This window comes from Deltaproteobacteria bacterium (assembly GCA_016709225.1).
In the GTDB taxonomy this organism is placed as follows: Bacteria; Myxococcota_A; Polyangia; order Nannocystales; family Nannocystaceae; genus Xiheibacterium; species Xiheibacterium phototrophicum.
Genome location: JADJEE010000012.1, coordinates 1,464,847 through 1,483,532, shown reverse-complemented (window position 1 = coordinate 1,483,532; position 18,686 = coordinate 1,464,847). Strand labels below are relative to the sequence as shown.

The 18,686-nt window shown below is 71.9% G+C and carries 15 protein-coding genes; 8 read left to right on the top strand and 7 right to left on the bottom strand.

The features are described 5' to 3' along the window. Positions 1-5 precede the first annotated feature (5 nt). The 4 genes from IPH07_31085 to IPH07_31070 are packed head-to-tail and all read right to left on the bottom strand — an operon-like array spanning position 6 to position 5,946. Positions 6-590, bottom strand: a complete 585-nt coding sequence (locus IPH07_31085) for a hypothetical protein (protein ID MBK6921883.1) — start codon at positions 588-590, stop codon at positions 6-8. Positions 591-612: 22 nt separating this feature from the next. Further along, positions 613-1,314 carry a hypothetical protein gene (locus IPH07_31080; protein ID MBK6921882.1) on the bottom strand — a complete coding sequence of 234 codons (702 nt, stop codon included), beginning with the start codon at positions 1,312-1,314 and terminating at the stop codon, positions 613-615. Positions 1,315-1,348: 34 nt separating this feature from the next. Next, positions 1,349-2,929, bottom strand: a complete 1,581-nt coding sequence (locus IPH07_31075) for a hypothetical protein (GenBank protein MBK6921881.1) — start codon at positions 2,927-2,929, stop codon at positions 1,349-1,351. After that, entirely contained in the window at positions 2,926-5,946 is a 3,021-nt protein-coding gene (locus IPH07_31070; GenBank protein ID MBK6921880.1) for an ATP-binding protein, read from the bottom strand. The genes IPH07_31075 and IPH07_31070 overlap by 4 nt, the downstream gene beginning before the upstream one ends. Positions 5,947-6,106: 160 nt before the next feature. Between IPH07_31070 and IPH07_31065 the strand changes: the two genes are divergently transcribed. From IPH07_31065 to IPH07_31045, 5 genes are read left to right on the top strand one after another with little or no spacing between them, the layout of a single operon-like run. Further along, positions 6,107-6,853, top strand: coding sequence for an SDR family oxidoreductase (locus tag IPH07_31065; protein ID MBK6921879.1), 747 nt, complete (start codon positions 6,107-6,109; stop codon positions 6,851-6,853). Further along, positions 6,853-7,326, top strand: coding sequence for a hypothetical protein (locus IPH07_31060; GenBank protein ID MBK6921878.1), 474 nt, complete (start codon positions 6,853-6,855; stop codon positions 7,324-7,326). Before IPH07_31065 ends, IPH07_31060 begins: the two co-directional genes overlap by 1 nt. Next, the gene (locus IPH07_31055; GenBank protein MBK6921877.1) at positions 7,323-10,556 is read left to right on the top strand and encodes a HEAT repeat domain-containing protein; all 3,234 of its coding nucleotides are present in this window, start codon (positions 7,323-7,325) and stop codon (positions 10,554-10,556) included. Before IPH07_31060 ends, IPH07_31055 begins: the two co-directional genes overlap by 4 nt. 54 nt (positions 10,557-10,610) lie before the next feature. Continuing rightward, on the top strand, positions 10,611-12,092 hold the full coding sequence (gene pap, locus IPH07_31050) for a polyphosphate:AMP phosphotransferase (protein ID MBK6921876.1): 1,482 nt from the start codon (positions 10,611-10,613) through the stop codon (positions 12,090-12,092). Continuing rightward, positions 12,089-12,490, top strand: a complete 402-nt coding sequence (locus IPH07_31045) for a GFA family protein (GenBank protein MBK6921875.1) — start codon at positions 12,089-12,091, stop codon at positions 12,488-12,490. Before pap ends, IPH07_31045 begins: the two co-directional genes overlap by 4 nt. A gap of 12 nt (positions 12,491-12,502) precedes the next feature. Here IPH07_31045 and IPH07_31040 read toward each other — a convergent pair whose 3' ends face one another. Beyond that, complete coding sequence (locus IPH07_31040; protein ID MBK6921874.1) at positions 12,503-13,489, bottom strand: hypothetical protein; 987 nt, start codon at positions 13,487-13,489, stop codon at positions 12,503-12,505. Positions 13,490-13,541: 52 nt separating this feature from the next. Further along, complete coding sequence (locus IPH07_31035; GenBank protein ID MBK6921873.1) at positions 13,542-14,291, bottom strand: glutathione S-transferase family protein; 750 nt, start codon at positions 14,289-14,291, stop codon at positions 13,542-13,544. Between the two features lie 94 nt (positions 14,292-14,385). On the opposite strand from IPH07_31035, the gene IPH07_31030 reads away from it, so the two are divergent. Next, the gene (locus IPH07_31030) at positions 14,386-15,042 is read left to right on the top strand and encodes an HTH domain-containing protein (protein ID MBK6921872.1); all 657 of its coding nucleotides are present in this window, start codon (positions 14,386-14,388) and stop codon (positions 15,040-15,042) included. Positions 15,043-15,050: 8 nt separating this feature from the next. Here IPH07_31030 and IPH07_31025 read toward each other — a convergent pair whose 3' ends face one another. Further along, the gene (locus IPH07_31025; protein ID MBK6921871.1) at positions 15,051-17,075 is read right to left on the bottom strand and encodes a caspase family protein; all 2,025 of its coding nucleotides are present in this window, start codon (positions 17,073-17,075) and stop codon (positions 15,051-15,053) included. Between the two features lie 267 nt (positions 17,076-17,342). Here IPH07_31025 and IPH07_31020 point away from each other — a divergent pair, with 267 nt between their 5' ends. Both IPH07_31020 and IPH07_31015 read left to right on the top strand, forming a co-directional pair. Continuing rightward, positions 17,343-17,825 (top strand): sigma-70 family RNA polymerase sigma factor, encoded by a 483-nt coding sequence (locus tag IPH07_31020; GenBank protein MBK6921870.1) that lies wholly within the window; start codon positions 17,343-17,345, stop codon positions 17,823-17,825. Next, on the top strand, positions 17,822-18,658 hold the full coding sequence (locus IPH07_31015; protein ID MBK6921869.1) for a hypothetical protein: 837 nt from the start codon (positions 17,822-17,824) through the stop codon (positions 18,656-18,658). Before IPH07_31020 ends, IPH07_31015 begins: the two co-directional genes overlap by 4 nt. Positions 18,659-18,686: the final 28 nt, after the last annotated feature.

Here is an 18,686-nt window from a genome sequence, read left to right as displayed (position 1 = left end):
GGCCGTCAATCGTCGGCCGCCCGGGCCTCGCACCACGCGGCCTGCTCGTGCGCGCCGCGGGCGGCGAGCGCCTTCGCGAGCGCACGCAGCTCGGCCTGCGACAGGCCCAGGGCCTCGCGCTGCTCCGCGTGGGCCTCGAGCTCGCGGGCCGCGGCCGCATTGGCACCGCCGCGCAGCGCCGCAGCGATGGCCCGCGTCCAGGTCGCCGCCGCGGTGGGCTCGTGCAGCGCGAACTCGAGGCGCGCGCACAACGACAACGCCGGCACCGCACGGGGCTGGGCCGCGACCAGCTCGCGCGCGCCCGCCAGCGCCTGGGCCGGTTGGGTGGCGGCGAGCTGCTCGAGCTCGGCGACGCGCTCGAGCAGCGGCGATGCCAACGCGCGACCGTGCAGCGCCGACAGCACCGCGAGCGCCTGCTGCGGCGGCAGCTCACCGACGTGGGGCGCAACCTCCTCGCGGAGCGCGGTGCCGAAGCGAGCCCGCCATCGACGCGCGACGATCACGCTGATGCCTGCCAGCGCGGTCGCGCTGACCAACCACGCCACCGCGCTCCACACCGACAGGCCCACGATCACCACCGAGGTCGACATCGCGTGGCTGCTCCGACGGATCTCACGGCTGCGCGGGGGCGGTGCCGGCGGTCGCACCGGGCGCGGTGACGTTGAGCCGTAGCTCGATGTCGAAGCGACCGTCGGTGATGTCGATCGGCGGGCCCATCACCGACGAGCGCGCTGCGAGTCGACCCTCGAAGCGGCCGCGCAGGCGCTTGCCGTCGAAGCCCTCGAGCGTGACCTTGGTGCCGGGCTGCGCCAGCCAGACCTTGTCGTCGGCGAACGCGTACTCGACGCGTACCTCCGGCGCACCCTTGGTGGGAGGATCGGTGAGCTCGAAGGTCGCGGGGAACTGCAGGTTGTCGAGGCGTAGCGGCTCGAGCACGATGCGCAAGAATGGTCGGCCGCCGTCCTTGGGCGAGCCGCCGATCATCACCCGCGCGATGCCACGGCCCTCGTTCAGGATCGCGGCGTTGCTGCCCGGCGGCAGCAGCCGGAACGTGGTGACGCTGTTGCCGAGCTTCGCGGACATCGAGCCCGGCTGCGAGATGGTCTGCGCGGTCGCGTCGAGCTCCTTCATGCGCTCGGGATCGTGGGCGGGGATCGTGGGCGGCTCGTCGGCCTTCGCCGGCGCCGGTGCGGCCTTGGTGGCTGCGTCGGCGGTCGCCGGGGCAGGGGTCGGGGCTGCGCCGGCGGTGGGGGCCCCGGAGCCACCACCGCATGCGAAAACCAGCGAGGCCAACAGCAACGTGCGCGGCGCCATGTGCAGCCGAACGTGACGCGGACCGCCGCGATCGTCAACCGACCCGCGAGCCCTGCCACGCGCGCCGCAGCGCCTCGGGGGCCCGCGCGTGGTGGACCAGCAGCGCCAGCCAAGCCGGATAGGCCCAGGCGGGATCGTGGGCGAGGGCTGCGACCGCGGCACGCACCGTGCGATTGCGGCGCGGCAGCAGCAGCTGACCACGCGTGCGGCGAATCGGCCCCGCGCCAGCGCACATCACCAGGCCATCGATCACGCGGTGCGGATCCTGGGCGAGGTGGGCCCGCAGTACTTCGACGAGGTTGCGCTCGCGGTCCGACAACAGCTCGTCGTCGATGACCTTGCCGACGAAGGGATGTCGAACCCGCAGCAACGCGTCGCGCAGGCCGTGTCCGGCCCCGTCGCGCATGCGACGGAGCAGCGCGCGTACGCCACCGCGGGTGTCGCGGGGCTCCGGCGGCCGGAAGCGCACCTGCAGCAGCTCGGCGATCGAGCTGCGCTCGACCTCGTCGGCGACCAACACCGGATCACCACCGATGGCGAACGCCTCTGGTCGTTGGTCGGGATACAACGCCAGCAGGCTCGCGTGTCCGCTGCTGTCCTCGCGCGCCAGCGCCTCGAGGGTCGCGAGATCGATCAGCCGCTCACCGGCACCGTCCTGGGCCCGCAGCACCCGCGCACGCATGACGTCGGCGACCTTCAGCTGCTTGCGTGCGCCCTGCAGCAACAGCCGCGCCAGGCGAGCACGGGCCGGCTCGGGCAGCGAGGCGCCCTGCGCCGCGATGCGCAGCAGCAGCTCCATCGCCTGATCGACCAGCGCGATCACGTGGGGTTGCAGCGCCTCGCGCAGGCGCGCCGCGCTGGCGTCGTGGTGATCGCTGCCGAGCTCGACGGCGGCCTCGAACGCCGGCGTCTCGGGGATCGCGACGTGGCCACTGACGATGCCGTGGTCGAGCAGCCACGCGTGGGCGGTGTCGCCCTGGGTCGGGATCGCCAGGCGGCCGCGCAGCGGCGCGCGGAGCTCGACGTGGGCGAAGGCCTGCGCGAACCCGGCGGGCACGACATTGCCGTCGATGCGGATCGCTGCGGTGGCGAAGCGGGTCGCGTCCAGCAGCCAGTCGTGGCATGCGCGTCGCTCGAGCCCGGCCGCGTGTAGCTCGATCTCGTTGCGATCGGGCCCGGGTTCGGGCTGGCTCGAGACCCGCGCGCTGCGACCATCCCACTGCAGCACGTGCACCGTGCCGCGCCACCGCGAGCGCAGCGTCAGGGAGCTTGGGCCGAGGCCCGCGGTGGCCAGCAACGCGAGCTCGCCCGCGGCCTCGAGCGCGGTGAGGGCCTGGTGGCGCTCCGGGTTGCTGCGTCGGGGGTCGACGAGGATCGCGGTCCAGCCCAGCGGCGCGAGCTCGATCGGCCGGGCGTCGTCGATCACCTTGGCGCGGTGACGTCCGAGTTCGACGTCGATCTCGCGCGCGCCGTTGCGCAGGGCCCGTCGCACGAACTCGGCGGGGATCTGCCACGGGCCCTGCAGCTGCGCCTGCGACAGCTTGCGCAGCTCGGAGGCGACGTCGATCGTGAGCAGGTCGCCGACGTCGATGCGGTCGCCGCCCTCGGTCGTCATCGGCCGAAGGCCTCGAGCAGGGCCTCGCGGGCGACCTCTGCGAGTAGCTCGTCCCGGCGTCGATCGGCCAGGCCCAGACGCGCGGCCACGTGATCGAGCGCGAGCAGGACCCCGGCGCCCGGTGACCGGCGATCCAGCGCCGCCGCGCGAGCGAGCACGGGATCGTCGGCGTCCATCAGCACCAGGCGCGAGGCCGGCGTGCCCGGCAGTCGTACGCCCAGCGGCGCCAGCTCGAGCACGGCCATGCCGCCGGGGATGTCGTCGGCGACGCGCACACACCAGTCCTCACCGCGCTCGCGAAGCGCGTCGTTGACCGCTCCGAGCATGCGATCGCTCTGCGAGCGGGCGAGCATCGCACTCCAGCGGTCGAGATCGACGGCGCCCAGCGCATCGGCGACCGTCAGTCCCTCGCCGGTGTTGTCGTCGAGTACCGCCGCGGTGCTGCGGATCGCACGGGTCGCGAGCACCGAGTGTTGCTGCGTGCGGTAGAGGCGGCCGCGGGCCGCGAGCTCGCGGGCGCGGTGCAGCGAGATCGAATCGCCGCCGCAAAGCGGCACCAGCGGGCGGTGGAAGAGCGCCGCGACGTGCCCGAACGCGCCGGGCTGCTGCAGCACGCCCTTCAGCAGCCGCGAGAGATCGGCGCTGTCGTCGAGCTGGGTTGCACGTCGCATGCGGGTGCCGAACAACAACCACAGCGACAGCATGAGCAGCGCGACGGGGATGCCGCGTACCACGTAGGGCCAGCGCGCGTCGTAGCTGCGGATGGCGCGGCGCCAGCCGCCGCCGCCGTCGGCCACGTCGACGGTGCCGATGACGCCCGGGGCGGCGTCGGCGAGCGGTGGGCTCACCGGCGCGGCCGGTGCGGTCGCAGTCGCAGCGTTGGGGCTCGGCGGCGTCGCGGCGACCGCGATCTCGGGCGGCGCGGCGCCGTCGTCCTCGGCGGTGCCCGCGATCGCGATCGGCCCGTCGTCGCCGGCACCACCGTCGTCCGTCGTCGCCCGCGGCAGCAGCACGCCGGCCGTCAGTCGATCGCTGGCATCGGCCACGCGCCAGGTGCCGTCCTCACCGCGGTACTCGACCCACGCGTGCAGCCAAGGCATCGCGCGGCCGTGTGCGCCGACGAAGCCGACCGCCAGCCGTGCGGGCACCTGCGCGTCGTGCAGTAGCGCCACCAGCAGCGAGTTCTGCACGTCGCAGTCGCCGGCGCCGATCTCGAGCGTGCGATCGATGAAGCCGACCCCGCGCTTGGCCAGCAGCGTGTGGTGCTCGGCGGTCGCGGGGGTGTGATCGTAGCGAACCGCGCGTCGCACCACGGTGAGCAACAGCTCGACGCGCTCGGCGATCGGCAGCGCACGCACGCGCACGGCGTCACGCACGAGATCGCCGGGCAGGCGTGCGCGCACGTGGACCACCGGCGTGCGCGAGGGATCGGGCGCAGGGGCGGTTCGGTAGTGGAGATCGCCGGCGAGCGGGGCTTCGGCGACCACCAGCGGCTGCCCTTCGGCGTTGCTGCGCAGCGCGAGCGTGTGGCCATCGAGTGTGACGCTGCCGTCGACCACGCGGTGCCCGGTCGGGACCGGGATGCGCGTGGTCCCGCCATCGCTGGCGAACGGCAGCGAGATCTCGACGCAGGTGTCGTCGCAACGCGTGCCGGTGTAGTCGGCGGTCGCGGTCGCGACGGCCTCGTGCAACGGCGAGCCGTCGGTGGCCAGCTCGCTGAACGACAACGCGGTGAGGTACAGCCGCTCGCTCGCGGGCGCGTAGCGCAGATCGACCGGCTCGGCCGAGGCCGGCGACAGCACGTCGACCTTGGGGCCGCGGTAGCGCGCGCCGAGATCACGGTAGGGCCGGGGCGCGGGTGCGGTCTCGGTGACGGCGACCGGCTCGCTCGCCGGCGGTGCGCTGTCGGTCGGCGTCGGCGTCGGGGTCGTGGTGCCGCCGAACCCCCACAGCACACGCGCGATCACCAGCGCGATCGCGGCGCCCCCCGCCGCGCCGAGCAGCGAACGCAGCAGCATCGAGGCCCGCAACGCGCTGCGGACCGCCTCGAGCGCGCGGCGTCCGAACCATTGCGGCCGCGCGTGGGCGAGCTGTCGGTCGACCAGTCGCTCGAGCTCGCGCTGGGCCAGACGCACCAGCTTCTGCAGCGCGCGGTTGTCACGGGCATCCGCGCGCGAGAGCAACAGCTCGAGGTGTTCGCTCTCGAGCAACGCCTGGGGGGCGAGGCCGCCAGGCAGCTCGGGGAACATCACGCGCATGCGCGCGGTGTGGCGACCGGCCGGTGCGACGAGATCTTCGAGGCAGGCCGCGGCGCGCACCCGCAGGCCGCGGCTGAACAGCTCGACCCGCGGGGCCGGCCCGAGCCCGACTGCGCCCCGCAGCCCGCGTTTGCGAAAGATCGTGCTCGGCGCACCGAGGGCGAAGTCGGCGTTCGCCGAGCGCCCATTGATGTCGAGTGCGACCGGGAGGTCGGGCTCGTCGCGGTGATGGAGATAGCGGCCGCTCTGCCACACCGCATCGAACACGCGGTGCTCGAGCCGGCCGTCACCCCGCGGGCGCTCGAGCGAGATCTCGGTGCCGGGCTGGTTGCGCGGCTCGACGTGGACTGCGGTCGCGAGGCTGCCGTCGAGGCGCAGGCCCCAGTCCGCGCCGTCACGCGGGCACGAGCGGATCACGATCGATGCCGGCTCGAAACGCAGCACCGACCAGAAGCCCACGCCGAACTTTCCGGCCTGGTTCTTCGAGCCCTCCTTGCTCGAGGCGTACAGCGAGAACAGGTAGCGGCGTGCGTGCTCGAAGGTCATGCCTTCGCCGTCGTCGTGACAGGTCACACGCTCGCGGCTGTCGTCTTGCTCGACCACGAAGCGGACTCGCCGCGCGCCGGCGTCGCGCGAGTTCTGCAGCAGCTCGCGGACGAAGATCCACGGGTCCGGCCCATAGCGGTCGGCCTCCAGCCGCGCACGCTCCCGAAACGCCCGCGTCGGGTCGACAGGCGTGCCCGTCGAGGTGCCGCTCACGCGCACGAGTGTAGCGCGTCTCGTGGGCCAGGGCGGCGGTCGGCCGCGGCCGCCGCAGGCCCCGAGCTCGCAGATCCGCGCTTGGGTCCGGGGCGCGAGCGGGTATCATCGCGCGCCCGTTCCTGGCCTGCTCGAGGGGCCGCGCGCGGTTGGAGCCAACATGCAGCTGTCCGAACTGAAGATCATCGTCACCGGAGGCGCCCGCGGGATGGGTGCCCACTTCGCCACCCGGCTTCACGAGGCCGGCGCGAAGGTCGTCGCCGCCGACCTCGACACCGAGGGCCTCGCGGCGCTGCCGTCCGGCATCCACACGCGGGTCTGCAACGTCGCGGTCGAGTCCGAGTGCGAGTCGTTGGTCGCGTGGGCCCACGAACAGATGGGCGGCCTCAACGGCCTCATCAACAACGCCGGCATCATCCGCGACGGCCTCACGATCAAGGAGAACCGCGAGACCGGCGAGCTCGCGAAGTTCGACACCAAGGCGTGGCAGGCGGTGCTCGACGTCAACCTGACCGGCGCGTTCTTCATGGTGCGCGAGGTCGCGTACGTGATGGCCAAGAACCGCATCCGCCCGGGCGTCATCGTCAACATGTCGAGCGTCGCGCGCCACGGCAACCGCGGCCAGTCGAACTACGTGTCGGCCAAGGCGGCGCTGGCCGCCAACACCGTCACGTGGGCGCGCGAGTTCGCCAAGTACGGCATCCGCGTCGGCACCATCGCGCCCGGCATGGTCGAGACGCCGATGACGCAGGGCATGAACCAGAAGGCCCGCGACGCGCTGGTCGCGATGATCCCCGTCGGCCGCATCGGCGTGCCCGAGGACCTGTGGCAGGCGGTGCGCTTCGTGCTCGAGTGCGACTACTTCAACGGCCGCACGCTCGACGTCGACGGCGGATTGCAGATGTGATGCACCGTCGCTCCACGTCATGGCTGCTCGGGTTGTTGTGGCTCGCGTGCGGAGGCGACGAAGCCGCCACGCCGCAGAAGCCGTCGCCCCACGATCCCACGCTCACGCCCGTCGGCGAGGCCAGCACGGGCGGCGCAGTGGATTCGACCGGGGGCTCGACGACCAGCGATGGCGGTGGGGCCGGCACCGCGGGCGGTGACGCCTGCGATGCCGATCATCCCTGCGCCGAGGGCTACTGCAGCGCGCCGAATGTGCCCGCGCAGACCCCGACCGCAGGGGAGTATCGCTGCGGGGCCTGCGTCGAGAACGACGCGCCCGCGACATGGTGCCTCGACGCCACCAGCTGCTGCAGCGCCGGTGCGAGCTGTGAGTTCGGGCTGTGCCGCGAGGCCGTCGCCAGCGACGGACCCGCCAGTGGCTCGGGCGACACCGGCTCCGGTAGCGGCAGCTCGAGCGGTACGGGCGGGGCTTGAGCAACGGCGATCGCAGTCGTCCGCTCGCACTGGTCGAGCGCGTGCAACAGCTCGCGCTCACCTCGGTGCTCCAGCTGTTGGGCGTCAAGCCCGGGGAAGGCCACCGCACCGGCCTGCTCTTCGTCTACCTGCTGTGCGGCTCGGCGGTCCTCGTGCTCGGACGCACCGTCCGCGACACGTTGTTCCTCAGCCGCTACTCCTTGAGCGCACTGCCGTGGATGTTCGTGCTGTACGGCGTCGCGTCGGCGCTCACGGTGGTGCTGTACGCCCGCTACGCGGATCGCATCGAGCGCGGGCGGTTGGTCACGGTCTCGGTTGCGGTGGCATCCGCGACCTATCTCGCGACCTTCGTGCTGGTGAAGCTGGACGTACCGTGGATCTACCCCGGCTTCTACGTCTGGTCGGACGTGGTCGCCAACCTGCTGATCGTGCAGTTCTGGACCATCGCCAATGATCTGCACGACCCCCGTGCCGCGCGTCGGTTGTATCCGACGATCTCGGCGGCGCGGGTGGTCGGGGTGGTCGCGATCGGCCTGGTCTCGGGCGCGTTCGTGCAGGTCATCGGTACCGTGCAGCTGCTGTTCGTGCTGATCGCCCTGATGGTCGCGATCGCGTTCCTGGCCCGGCGCCTGCGGGCGTTCCCGCGGAGCGAGGCCTCGACGCCGCCGCGAAGTCGCGGTCCCAAGCCGCGCATCATGGGTGACCGCTACGTGCACGCGCTGGGGCTGTTCATCCTGCTCACGTTTGCAGCGCTCACGATCGGCGACTACCAGTTCAAGGCCATCGCCCGCGCCAGCTATCAAGAGGACGAACTCGCGCGGTTCTTCTCGCTGTTCTACGCGGTCGCCGGCGCGGTGTCGTTGGTGTTCCAGATGCTCGTGACGCCGCGCTTGCTGGCGCGCTATGGCATCCGCGCGGGCATGTCGGTGCTGCCGGTGTCGTTCGGGCTCGCGGCGTTCGTGCTGCCGTTCGTGCCGGTGCTGCCGGTCGCGACGGTGATGAAGTTCGCCGACAACGGCTTCCAGTACACCATCCACGAGACCAGCATGCAGGCGCTGTACGGCCCGTTCCGCGCCGAGGTCAAGGCGCGCACGCGGGCCTTCCTCGAGGCCGTCATCAAGCCGCTGTCCTACGGTGTCGGTGGGCTCGCGCTGGTGCTGCTCGCCTCGCGCATCGAGGTCTCGATGCTGTCGGTGGTGTCGTGTGTCCTGATCGCGGGCGCGGCCGCGGTGATTCCGCTGGTGCGCCGCCACTATGTGGTCGCGCTCGAGCGCAACATCGGCGCCCGCGGTGACGGCGACGGCGACGACTTCGTGTTCGATGCTCGCGCCACGCCGGGGCTGTTCAACGTGCTCGAGCACGGCCGTCCGACCACCGTGCTGCTGGCGCTCGATCAGCTGGAGAACGAGCACAGCCCCGCGTTCGTGGCGATGCTGCAGCGACTGGTGCGCAACCCCGACGCCAACGTGCGCGAGGCGGCGTACCGACGGCTGGCGTCGATCGGGCTCGGCGAGCCGGCGGTGGCGGTCGCGGGGCTCGACGACGCCGATGCCCGCGTGCGCGCGGCCGCGACCGGTGCCACCGCGTCGCTGCTCGGTGACGACGCGATCGAGGCGCTCGCACGCATGCGCGACGACCCTTCGCAGGACGTGCGCGTTGCCGCGATCGCGGGTCTGCTCGGGCACGGCGGTGTCGAGGGCGTGATCGAAGGCGCGGCGATGCTGGCGGCCCTGCTCGCATCGACGGACCCCGACGCGCGCATCGAGGCCACGCGGGTGCTGCGGGAGCTGGGCGCATCGGCGTATCGCCCGGTGCGGACGCTGATGCTCGATCCCGATCCCGATGTCCGGCGTGCGGCGCTGCGGGCCGCCAAGTACGTCGCCGACGTGCGGCTGGTGCCGCTGCTGGTCGATGCGTTGCACCGCCCCGCCACGCGTGGGCGCGCGGCCGCGGCGTTGGTGGCGATCGGCGAGCAGGCCATCGCGCCGCTCGCCGCGTTGCTCGGCGACCCCAACGTGCCGCGGCCGACGCGGCTGATGCTGCCGCGGATCCTCCGCGAGTCGCCGTCGCCCCGCACCTACGCCCTGCTGCGGCCGCACGCGCAGGCGGTCGACGGACACCTGCGGCTGCGCGTGCTGGCGGCGATGTCGTCGGTGCGCTCGCGCGCGGGCTCGATTCGCGAGCCGTTCGCGGTGGTCGAGCAGTGGGTGCGTTTCGAGATCGAGGCCGGCTACCGCAACATGGCCGCGTGGCAGCGCCTGCCAGCGGGGCTCGCGACGCCGCTGCTGCACGAGGAGTTCGACTTCCGGCGGCTGCGGGCGTATCGCCGCATCCTGCGGATCCTCGAGCTGCGCTATGCCCGGGCGCCGCTGACGTTGGTGCGAACCGCGATCGATCGCGGCGAGCGGCGGGCCAACGCGCTCGAGGTGCTCGACACCCTGCTCGAGCCGGCGCTGCGCCCGTTGGTGCTGCCGTTCTTCGACGAGGTCGACGACGACGCCAAGCTCGCGCGTGTCGGTGCGATGGTGCCCGAGGTGCCGCCGCCCGAGGTGTTCCTGTTGGGGCAGTGCGAGCACCCGAACCCGTTCGTCGCCGCCATCGCCATCGATGCCCTGCGCGAGGCCGGCTCACCCGCGCTCGCCGAGACCGCGCGTGCACGCGTCGACTCGCTCGACCCGCTGGTGCGCGAGGTGTGCCTGCGGGCACTCGCGAGCGTCGGCGAGTCGCCGCCGCCGTCGTCGGTCCGCGACCCCGATCCGGTGGTCGCGAAGCTCGCCCGCGCGCTCACCCGATCCCTCACGGAGCGAACCATGCACTCGACGCTCGAGAAGATCCTGATGCTCAAGGGCACGCCGCTGTTCAGCACGGTGGCCGCCGAAGACCTGTCGGCGCTCGCACGCACCGCCGAAGAGCGCAGCTTTGCGGCGGGGCAGGACATCGTGCGCGAGGGCGAGTCCGGCGACGAGCTCTTCGTGATCCTGAGCGGCCGCGTGGCGGTGCACCGCGCCGGCGCGGAGGTCACCACGCTCGGGCCCGGCGAGGCCTTCGGCGAGATCTCGGTGCTCGACGCCGGACCGCGCACCGCCACCGTCACGGCCGAGGCTGCGACCGACGTGCTCGCGGTGACCAGCGAGGAGTTCTACGAGATCCTCTACGAGCAGGCCGAGATCGCCGAGGGCGTGATCCGCATGCTGGTGAAGCGACTGCGCGACGCCTCGCGGGGTGGGTGAACCGGGCGCGCGCTGGCCTGCATGGTCGCGTTGGGGCATGCTCGACCCCCCGCCATGTTCGAATCCGCCGAGATCGACCACGAGATTCCCAAGTCCGAGTACGAGACCATGGTCGACGAGCTGCGCGCGCGACTGCTCGAGGCGCAGCGGACGTTGCTCGAGCAGTCCAAGCAGGCGGTGCTGGTGGTCATCGCGGGGGTCGATGGCGGCGGCAAGGGCGAGACGGTGCAGCTCATCAACAGCTGGCTCGATCCGCGGCAGGTCCGAACGGTCGCGTTCGGCGATCCGAGCGACGAGGAGCGTGACCGGCCGCCGCTGTGGCGGTACTGGCGGATGCTGCCGCCCAAGGGCAAGGTCGGCATCTTCTTCGACTCCTGGTACACGGCGCCGCTGGCGGGGCGGGCCTACGGTGACTGGGGGCAGGCGCAGTTCGATCGCGCGGTCGAGCGCGCGAGCCGGTTCGAGCGGATGTTGGCCAACGAGGGCTTCGTGCTGCTCAAGCTGTGGTTCCACCTCGCCAAGTCGCAGCAGCGCAAGCGTCTGCGCGAGCTCGAGAAGGACAAGCTCACGCGCTGGCGCGTGACCAAGGAAGACTGGGACCACTTCGAGAACTACGACCGGCTCACCGAGTGCGCCACGCGGGCGCTGCGACTGTCGAGCACCGACTTCGCGCCGTGGATCGTCGTGCCCGGCCGTGACGAACGCTACCGCTCGGTGGTGGTCGCGCGGGGACTGCTCGACGCCATGTGCAACGACGACGTCGTCGAGGCGCCGAGCGAGACCGCCATGCATCCGGTCGCGACCGTCGACGGCAACAATGTGCTGAGCACCCTCGATCACAGCCAGAGCCTCGACAAGGACGAGTACCGCCGCGAGCTCGCGCGCTGGCAGGGCAAGCTGGCCAAGCTGGTGCGGCGGCCGGCGTTCGCGAAGCGCTCGTTGGTGGTGGTGTTCGAGGGCATGGACGCGGCCGGCAAGGGTGGTGCGATCCGTCGCTTCGCGGCTGCGCTCGATCCGCGGCTGTACGAGCTGGTGCCGATCGCCGCGCCCACCGACGAGGAGCGCGCGCGCCCGTACCTGTGGCGGTTCTGGCGGCATCTGCCGCGTCGGGGCAAGGCCGTGGTCTTCGATCGCTCGTGGTACGGCCGCGTGCTGGTCGAGCGTGTCGAGGGCTTCTGCACCACCCGCGACTGGATGCGTGCGTACTCCGAGATCAACGACTTCGAGGAGCAGATGGCAGAGCACGGCGCCGTGATCGTGAAGCTGTGGCTGCAGATCGACGCCGACGAGCAGCTGCGTCGCTTCCGCGATCGCGAGGAGGAGGTCACCAAGCGCTGGAAGATCGGCCCCGAGGACTGGCGCAACCGGGACAAGTGGCCGCAGTACGAGGCGGCGGTCGCCGACATGGTCGACCGCACCAGCACCGAGCTCGCGCCGTGGACGTTGGTCGCGGCCAACGACAAGAACCACGCCCGCGTCACGGTGCTGAGGACGATCTGCGAGCGTCTCGAGGCCGCGTTGGAGGACGACGCATGAGCGACGAAGCGGGAAACTCGGTGCGCGCGGTGTGCCTGTGCGGCGCGCTGCGGGTCACGGCGACGCTGCCGACGCTGTGGGTCGCGCACTGTCACTGCACGTACTGCCGCCGTGCCCACGGCGCGGCCGTGGTCACTTGGGCGGGCTTCCGCAGCGAACAGGTCGCCATCGACGGGCACGAACCGCGCTGGCATGTGTCGAGCCCGGGTGCACGTCGAGGGTTCTGCGGCACCTGTGGCAGCCCGATGCTGTTCGAGGCCGAGCGCTGGCCCGGCGAGATGCACGTCGCGAGGGCGCTCATCGTCGATCCGCTCGATCGCGAGCCGATGGCCCACGTCTTCTACGACGACCACGTGCCGTGGCTGGCGATCACCGATGCGCTGCCGAAGAAGGGCTAGCGCCGATCGGGCTCACGCCGGCGGTGGCGCGCAGAGATCCTGCGGTCGCAGCCACGCCAGCGTGTTGACCCACAGCTGGGTGATCTCCGGCATCGTCGACCACTCGGAGTCGTACTCGATCCACTCGTCGCCCCACACGAACACCTTGCCGTCGCCGAAGCCGCGCGCGCGGGCGACTGGGCCGGCGGGGAGGGTGGCGACCACGTCGCTGACGTTGGGGCTCGCCTCGAACACCGCGAAGCCGCCCGCGAAGGTCACCGAGGTCAGTCCGGTGGTGATGGGGTGGACCGCGAAGTCGGTGACGGGGCCGCTCAGCAGCGCGCCCTCGTAGCCGAGCTCGAACGGGGCCAGCAGGGTGTTGGGCCAGCTCTGCGCCATGGTCGGATCGGCGGTGTGGCCGGTCATCGCCATCAGGCCGCCACCGGCGTCGACCCAATCGGCGAGCGCGGTGGCCTCCGCGTCGTCGTACGTGCGGGTGAGCCGGTCGATGATGATGATGTCGTAGGGCGCGAGCGCGGCGTCGTCGATGGCCGCCGGGTCGATGCGCTCGCTGCTGGTGCCCTGCATCGTCAGCCACGCGACGAACTGCGACGAGGCCAGGGATCCGGGCTGGCCGAGCAGCGCGATCGAGAGGCAGTCGCAGATGCCGTCGCCGCCGACGTCGATGTCGTCGATGTAGCCGTTGCAGTCGTCGTCGACGTCGTCGCAGGTCTGCTCGGTCGCGGCCACTGGCACGCACGAGGGCGCGCCGGTGCTGCCGTCGCCGAGGTCGAACACCGGACCACCGTCGACGCCGCTGTCGCCGGAGCTGCCGTCGGCGCCGCCGGTGCCGGTGCTCGCCGCCGAGGTGTCGCCACTGGCGTCGGTGGCCGAGCCGGCCTGCGTGACCGAGCCGATCGAGGTCATGGCCACGGTGGTGTCGTCGCGGTCACCATCGGCGTCGGCACAGCCGAACGCGCCGAGCCAGAGGACCGCCAGTGCCCGTCGCGCGGTGATCATGCGAACGACAACGTCGCACGATTCGCGGCCCCGCGCGAGCGCCGAGCGTGCCTCATGCGGCCTGCGAGCGCACCGCGTGCAGTGGCCGCGTCGCCGCGTCGACACGATCGAGCCATGCCGTCAGGCGCGGCCTCGCTTGCACGCACTGCATCTGCCACGCGGTGAGATCGGTGCGCAGGCCCTGCAGCTGGCCGAACAACGCCACGTCGGCGATGCCGACCGTCTCGCCGAGCCAGAAGCCACGCTCGGGCGCACGGGCCTCGAGTGCGTCGAGCAGCGCTTCGAAGCGCGCCCAGCAGGCCTCGGGGCCGCTGCGCCACACGTCGCGCGCCACCAGTGAGCGCACGACCCCGCGGCGCAGCAGCGCCGGCACGATCGCGCGCACCGGGGCCGGCATGCCCACGAAGTAGGCCGCGCGCGTGACCGGCCAGTTGCGCGGGTCGGCCCAACGCGCGGCCACGAGGAATCCGTTGAGCGCGGTGTCGGCCAGCTCCTCCCAGAGCAGGGCCTCGGCGCGGGCGCGGGGATCGGCGGGCAGCAGCGAGCGCCCGCCGAGCGTCTCGATGCGCGCGAGGATCCGCGTCGAGTCCGCCACCGGCACGCCGTCGACCAACAGCACCGGCACCTGTCCAGTGGGGTTGTGCTCGCGATAGGCATCGGGACGGTCCGCGTGACGTCGCTCGTAGCGCAGGCCCGCCGCCCGCAGCGCGCGGTGCACCTTCACGCAGAAGGGCGAGAAGCTCTCGAGCTCGCAGCGACCAGTGTCGCGCAGCTCGCACAGGACCAGTTCGTTGGTTTGCATGGGTTCCTCCGCATCGCCCCGTTTCGCGGCGATGGACGAGGTCTACCAGCCACGAATGTCAGCAGTGTGTCAGGTTTGATGGCATGCTCGCGGGATGCGTCGCGTGCAGCGTCTGTTCGCCCTCACCGAGCTCCTACGGGCCCGTCGGACCGGCGTGACGGCCGAGAGCCTGGCCGAGCGACTCGGGGTCTCCGTGCGCACGATCTACCGCGACCTCGACGCGCTGCGCGACGCCGAGCTGCCGCTGCACGGCGAGCGCGGGCGCGGCGGAGGCTTCGTGCTCGACCGCTCGTACTCGATGCCGCCGGTGAACTTCACCGCGCGCGAGGCCGCCGTGGTGCTCGCGGCCGGACGATGGTTGATCGAGCAGCGCATGGTGCCGTTTGCGGCGACCCTCGCGACTGCGCTCGACAAGGTCGAGGGCGCGCTACCGCAGCCCGCCCAGCGCGAGCTGGTGGGCCTGCGCAAGACGCTCTCGTACGTCGGCGTGCCGTCGCAGCGGGTCGATCCGGAGGTCGCCGCCGTGGTCGAGCGCGCGTGGCTCGATCGGCGGCCGCTTTCGATCACCTACGACGGCCACGACGGCGTCACCAAGCGTCGCGTGCGTATCCGTGACGTCGTGGTCGATCGCCGCGAGACCTTGATCAACGTCGACGATCTCGACAAGCAGGCCGCGCGACAGTTCAAGCTGCACCGCATCCGCGCCGCGCGACTGCTGGCGGCGAACGACGCCAGCCCCTCGCGGCCATAGCGGGGCGCCTAGAAACGCAGGCCGACCGCGAACCCAGGCCACAGACGCGTGCGGACGTTGCTCTTGACGTGGTCGAAGACCGTCCAGCGGTAGCCGGGACGCGCGAGGTCGTCGGAGACCTTGTTGACGAACAGCGACAGCGTCGGCCCACCGAACACCGCCAGCCGCGGCAATGCCTGCCAGCCGAACAGCATCCGCAGCTGGTTCACGGTGCCCGGCGGCTTGGTGACCTTCATGCCCTGAAGCACGATGTAGCTGCCGATGTCGACGTCGAGGAACGCGCTCTTGACGATCGGCACGTGGGCCCCGAGCAGTAGGCCGAACTGCCAGCTCGCGCCGCGGCCGAAGGGGTGGACGCCGATCACGAAGCCCGAGTAGGTGTAGCGGGCGGGGAACCGCAGCCCGAGGTTGAATGCCGCGAGATCGGAGGTCCACAGCTCGGGGTGCACGCCACCCTCGCGTGTGAGGCTGATGAGACCGATCGAGGCCTTGGCGCTGTGGGCCCAGTTGACCAGGCCCAGCTGCAGTCCGTCGACCTTGCCGCCGAGGTTGATCATGCCGAGCTGGGCACCCTTTCGCAGGTGGCCGACGTCGTTGACCATCCCCAGCTGCGCGCCCACCAACGTGTCGGCGTGGTTGAACGTGGTCGCGAACTGCATGCCCTCGGCCTCGCCGCGCACGATTGCGGCCCCGACGGCGCCCTGGATGCCGTGCAGCTGCTCGTCGATGATCGACGCACCGAGCGCGATGCTCATGCCGTCGACACGGGTCGAACGGTTCCACAGCACGCCCAGGCTCACGCGGTTGCGGACCCGCGCGTCGTGGTCGTGCACGCGCTTGGCCGCGCGGCCATTGAGCGACAGCGGTGGCAGCAGTCCCACGTCGAATGGCACCTCGACGTAGGTGCTGTTGCCGCGCAGCGCGACGTACTCGGTCGGGATCGTGCGGAAGTCCTTGGCGGCGACCCCGAGCTTGCCGCCGCGGCCGATCTCGACGTCGGCCCGTCGCCGCGCCGCGCCGTCGTCGACCATGATCTGGTACTTGCCGGGCTCGATGGCCAGCGCGATGGCGCCGGTCTGCTTGGTCTTGTAGAACTCGGCGGCGAGTCGACCCGAGCGCCCACGCACCGACACGCGCCCGATCACGTCGGCGGCGAGGCTGAGGGTGGCCGACGGTCGATGCAGATCGGTCATCACGAGGTCGCCCGAGCCTGCGAGCTGGATGTCGTAGGCGGCGTGCTGTGGCCCGCCCCGCGTGGTCTCCGTGCGCGCCAGCGTCTCGTCGAAGGCGAAGCGATAGGCCTCGGTCAGCGTCACGTAGCGATCGCCGTCGGCGTCGGCGGCCCCGCGCATGCCGGTGGTGAGAAAGTGCGTGAAGAAGGATCCGCCGACGCGGTCGGACTCCTGCGCGGCCTCGTCGGCGGAGCTCGAGGTGAGGAACGCGTGCCCCTCGACCTTGCTGCCGCCGCCGACCAGGAACGGTGCGCGTCGCGTGCCACCCTTGCTGCGCGTGAAGGCCCCGGAGGCGCACGAGTCGAGGATCGCGATCTTCACGTCGGCCCCGATCGCCTGCACACGCTTGCGCAGCGCCGGGTACTGCACGCGATCGCCGGCGAGCAAGAGGCCGCGCTCGTCGGAGTGTCCCGAATAGTAGAACAGCAGCTGCGTGCGCATGCCCGCCGACGCGGCCTCGCGCACGCGCTGCGCGAGGTCCTCGAACGCAGCGTCGAGCTCCTCGGGGGTCGGGTCGCGCAGCATGACCATCTCGGCGTCGCGCACCCCACCGATCTGCTTCAGTACCGTCGCCACCGCGTCGGCGTCGGTGGTCGCGTAGCGCAGTCGTACGCGCTCGGGACCGCCGTCGTTGGCCCCGACCAGCAGCGCGAAGCGACGCACGGGCGTGGTCGCGGCCTCGGCCTCGGCCTCGGTCGCGCCGTCGGGCTCGGCCCGCGCGGGTCGGCCGATGCACAGCCACGCCACTGCGAACACGAGCAGGGAGATCACGCGCGCGCGCGGGCTGCGGGTCGAGGGCATCGTCGGTTCGGGGGCGCGTGGGCCGGGCGCGCGGGTGCAACACCGGCGCGCGCCCGGGGTGTCACCGGATTCTGCACGAAAGTTCGCACGGGCTTCGGTGGGCGGACGGGCGTCCACGGATGGGCTCGTGGCGGCGGGTGTGCGCGGGCCCACGGGCGGTGGCGGCGCGTGGCTCTGCCGGCGCCCCGGTGTTCGCGACGATCCCCGGTGACGTTTCGTCTTCGCGCTGGTGTTGAAGGGTCCGAGAGGTCGATCCTCGACACCCCTTTGAGCCTCGACGTCGAAGATCTCTACCGCCGCTTCGGACCCATGGTCCTGCGGCGCTGCCGGACGCTGCTCGGGGATCCCGAGACGGCCCACGATGCCATGCACGACGTATTCGTCGAAATCTGTCGCCGCCACGAGACGCTCGTCGACGCGGGCCTATCGAGTCTGCTGTACCGGACGGCCACGAACGTCTGCCTCAACCGCATGCGTTCGACGCGCCGTCGGCCGAGCGAACCCGCGAGCGACATGCTCGCACGCATCGCAGACCTCGACCGCACGGACGAGCGCCAGGCCGCGCGGTCCCTGCTCGATCGCGTGCTCGGTCGCGAGCCCGAGTCCTCCGCGACCATCGCGGTGCTGCACCTGGTCGACGGGCACACGCTCGAGGAGACCGCCGAGATCGTCGGCATGTCGGTGTCGGGCGTCCGCAAGCGACTTCGCAAGCTGCAGAGCTCACTTCAAGCCGCGCAGGGGCAGGCATGAACCGCAAGCTTCCGCCACTGGTGCTCGAACGGCTCGCCCATGGTGAGCTCTCGCCGGCCGAGAGCGCGCGCGCGCGTGTCGAGCTCGGTGCCGACGCCGATGCGGCGGTGCAGTCGATCCTCGACGACGACGCGGCCACCCTCGCCGCCCATCCGCCGGCGCAGGTCGCCGCCGAGGTGCGCCGTCGACTCGCGCGCGTCGAGTCGAACGCCGCGGTGCGCCCGAGCCCCGCGCGGTGGTGGATTCCGGGCATCGCGTTGGTCGCCACCGGGGCGCTCGCCTGGCTCATCGTGCGGCCGATTCCCGGCGGCGAGGCGGAGCACCGCGATGGTCCGCTCGGTGATCCCCGCGGCGTGATCCTCGACGACGACGACGGCCAGGCGGATGCGGTGGACCCCACGCGCATCAAGGGCATGCCGCAGCTCACCATCGAGCGCATGGGTGCGCGAGGGCCCGAGCGCCTCGGTGACGGCGACCTCGCCGGTGACGGCGATCTGTTGCAGCTGCAGTACCGGGCCGCGGGTCGCGAGCAGGGCGTGATCGTCTCGATCGATGGTCGCGGCACCGCGACGCTGCACTTCCCGGCCACCGCCGACGCCAGCACGCGGTTGCGCACCGGCGGCCTGGTGCCGCTCGATCACTCGTACGAGCTCGACGATGCGCCACGGTTCGAGCGCTTCTTCTTGGTCACCGCACCGCGCGGTGGCGTGGTCGATGTCGACACCGTCGTGCTTGCGGCGCAGACCCTCGCGCACCAACAGGATGCCGACACCGCACGGCTGCCGTTGCCGGCCGAGCTCGAGCAGCAGATCGTGACGCTGCGGAAGCGGTGACAGGTCGCGCCTGCGGCGGTGTTCGACC

Coding starts and splice junctions, on each gene's coding strand:
- IPH07_31040 (MBK6921874.1), bottom strand. CDS start 13,489: ATGATCACCGCGCGACGGGCACTGGCGGTCCTCTGGCTCGGCGCGTTC.
- IPH07_31085 (MBK6921883.1), bottom strand. CDS start 590: ATGTCGACCTCGGTGGTGATCGTGGGCCTGTCGGTGTGGAGCGCGGTG.
- IPH07_31075 (MBK6921881.1), bottom strand. CDS start 2,929: ATGACGACCGAGGGCGGCGACCGCATCGACGTCGGCGACCTGCTCACG.
- IPH07_31080 (MBK6921882.1), bottom strand. CDS start 1,314: ATGGCGCCGCGCACGTTGCTGTTGGCCTCGCTGGTTTTCGCATGCGGT.
- IPH07_31065 (MBK6921879.1), top strand. CDS start 6,107: ATGCAGCTGTCCGAACTGAAGATCATCGTCACCGGAGGCGCCCGCGGG.
- IPH07_31060 (MBK6921878.1), top strand. CDS start 6,853: ATGCACCGTCGCTCCACGTCATGGCTGCTCGGGTTGTTGTGGCTCGCG.
- IPH07_31045 (MBK6921875.1), top strand. CDS start 12,089: ATGAGCGACGAAGCGGGAAACTCGGTGCGCGCGGTGTGCCTGTGCGGC.
- IPH07_31015 (MBK6921869.1), top strand. CDS start 17,822: ATGAACCGCAAGCTTCCGCCACTGGTGCTCGAACGGCTCGCCCATGGT.
- IPH07_31030 (MBK6921872.1), top strand. CDS start 14,386: ATGCGTCGCGTGCAGCGTCTGTTCGCCCTCACCGAGCTCCTACGGGCC.
- IPH07_31025 (MBK6921871.1), bottom strand. CDS start 17,075: ATGCCCTCGACCCGCAGCCCGCGCGCGCGCGTGATCTCCCTGCTCGTG.
- IPH07_31035 (MBK6921873.1), bottom strand. CDS start 14,291: ATGCAAACCAACGAACTGGTCCTGTGCGAGCTGCGCGACACTGGTCGC.
- pap (MBK6921876.1), top strand. CDS start 10,611: ATGTTCGAATCCGCCGAGATCGACCACGAGATTCCCAAGTCCGAGTAC.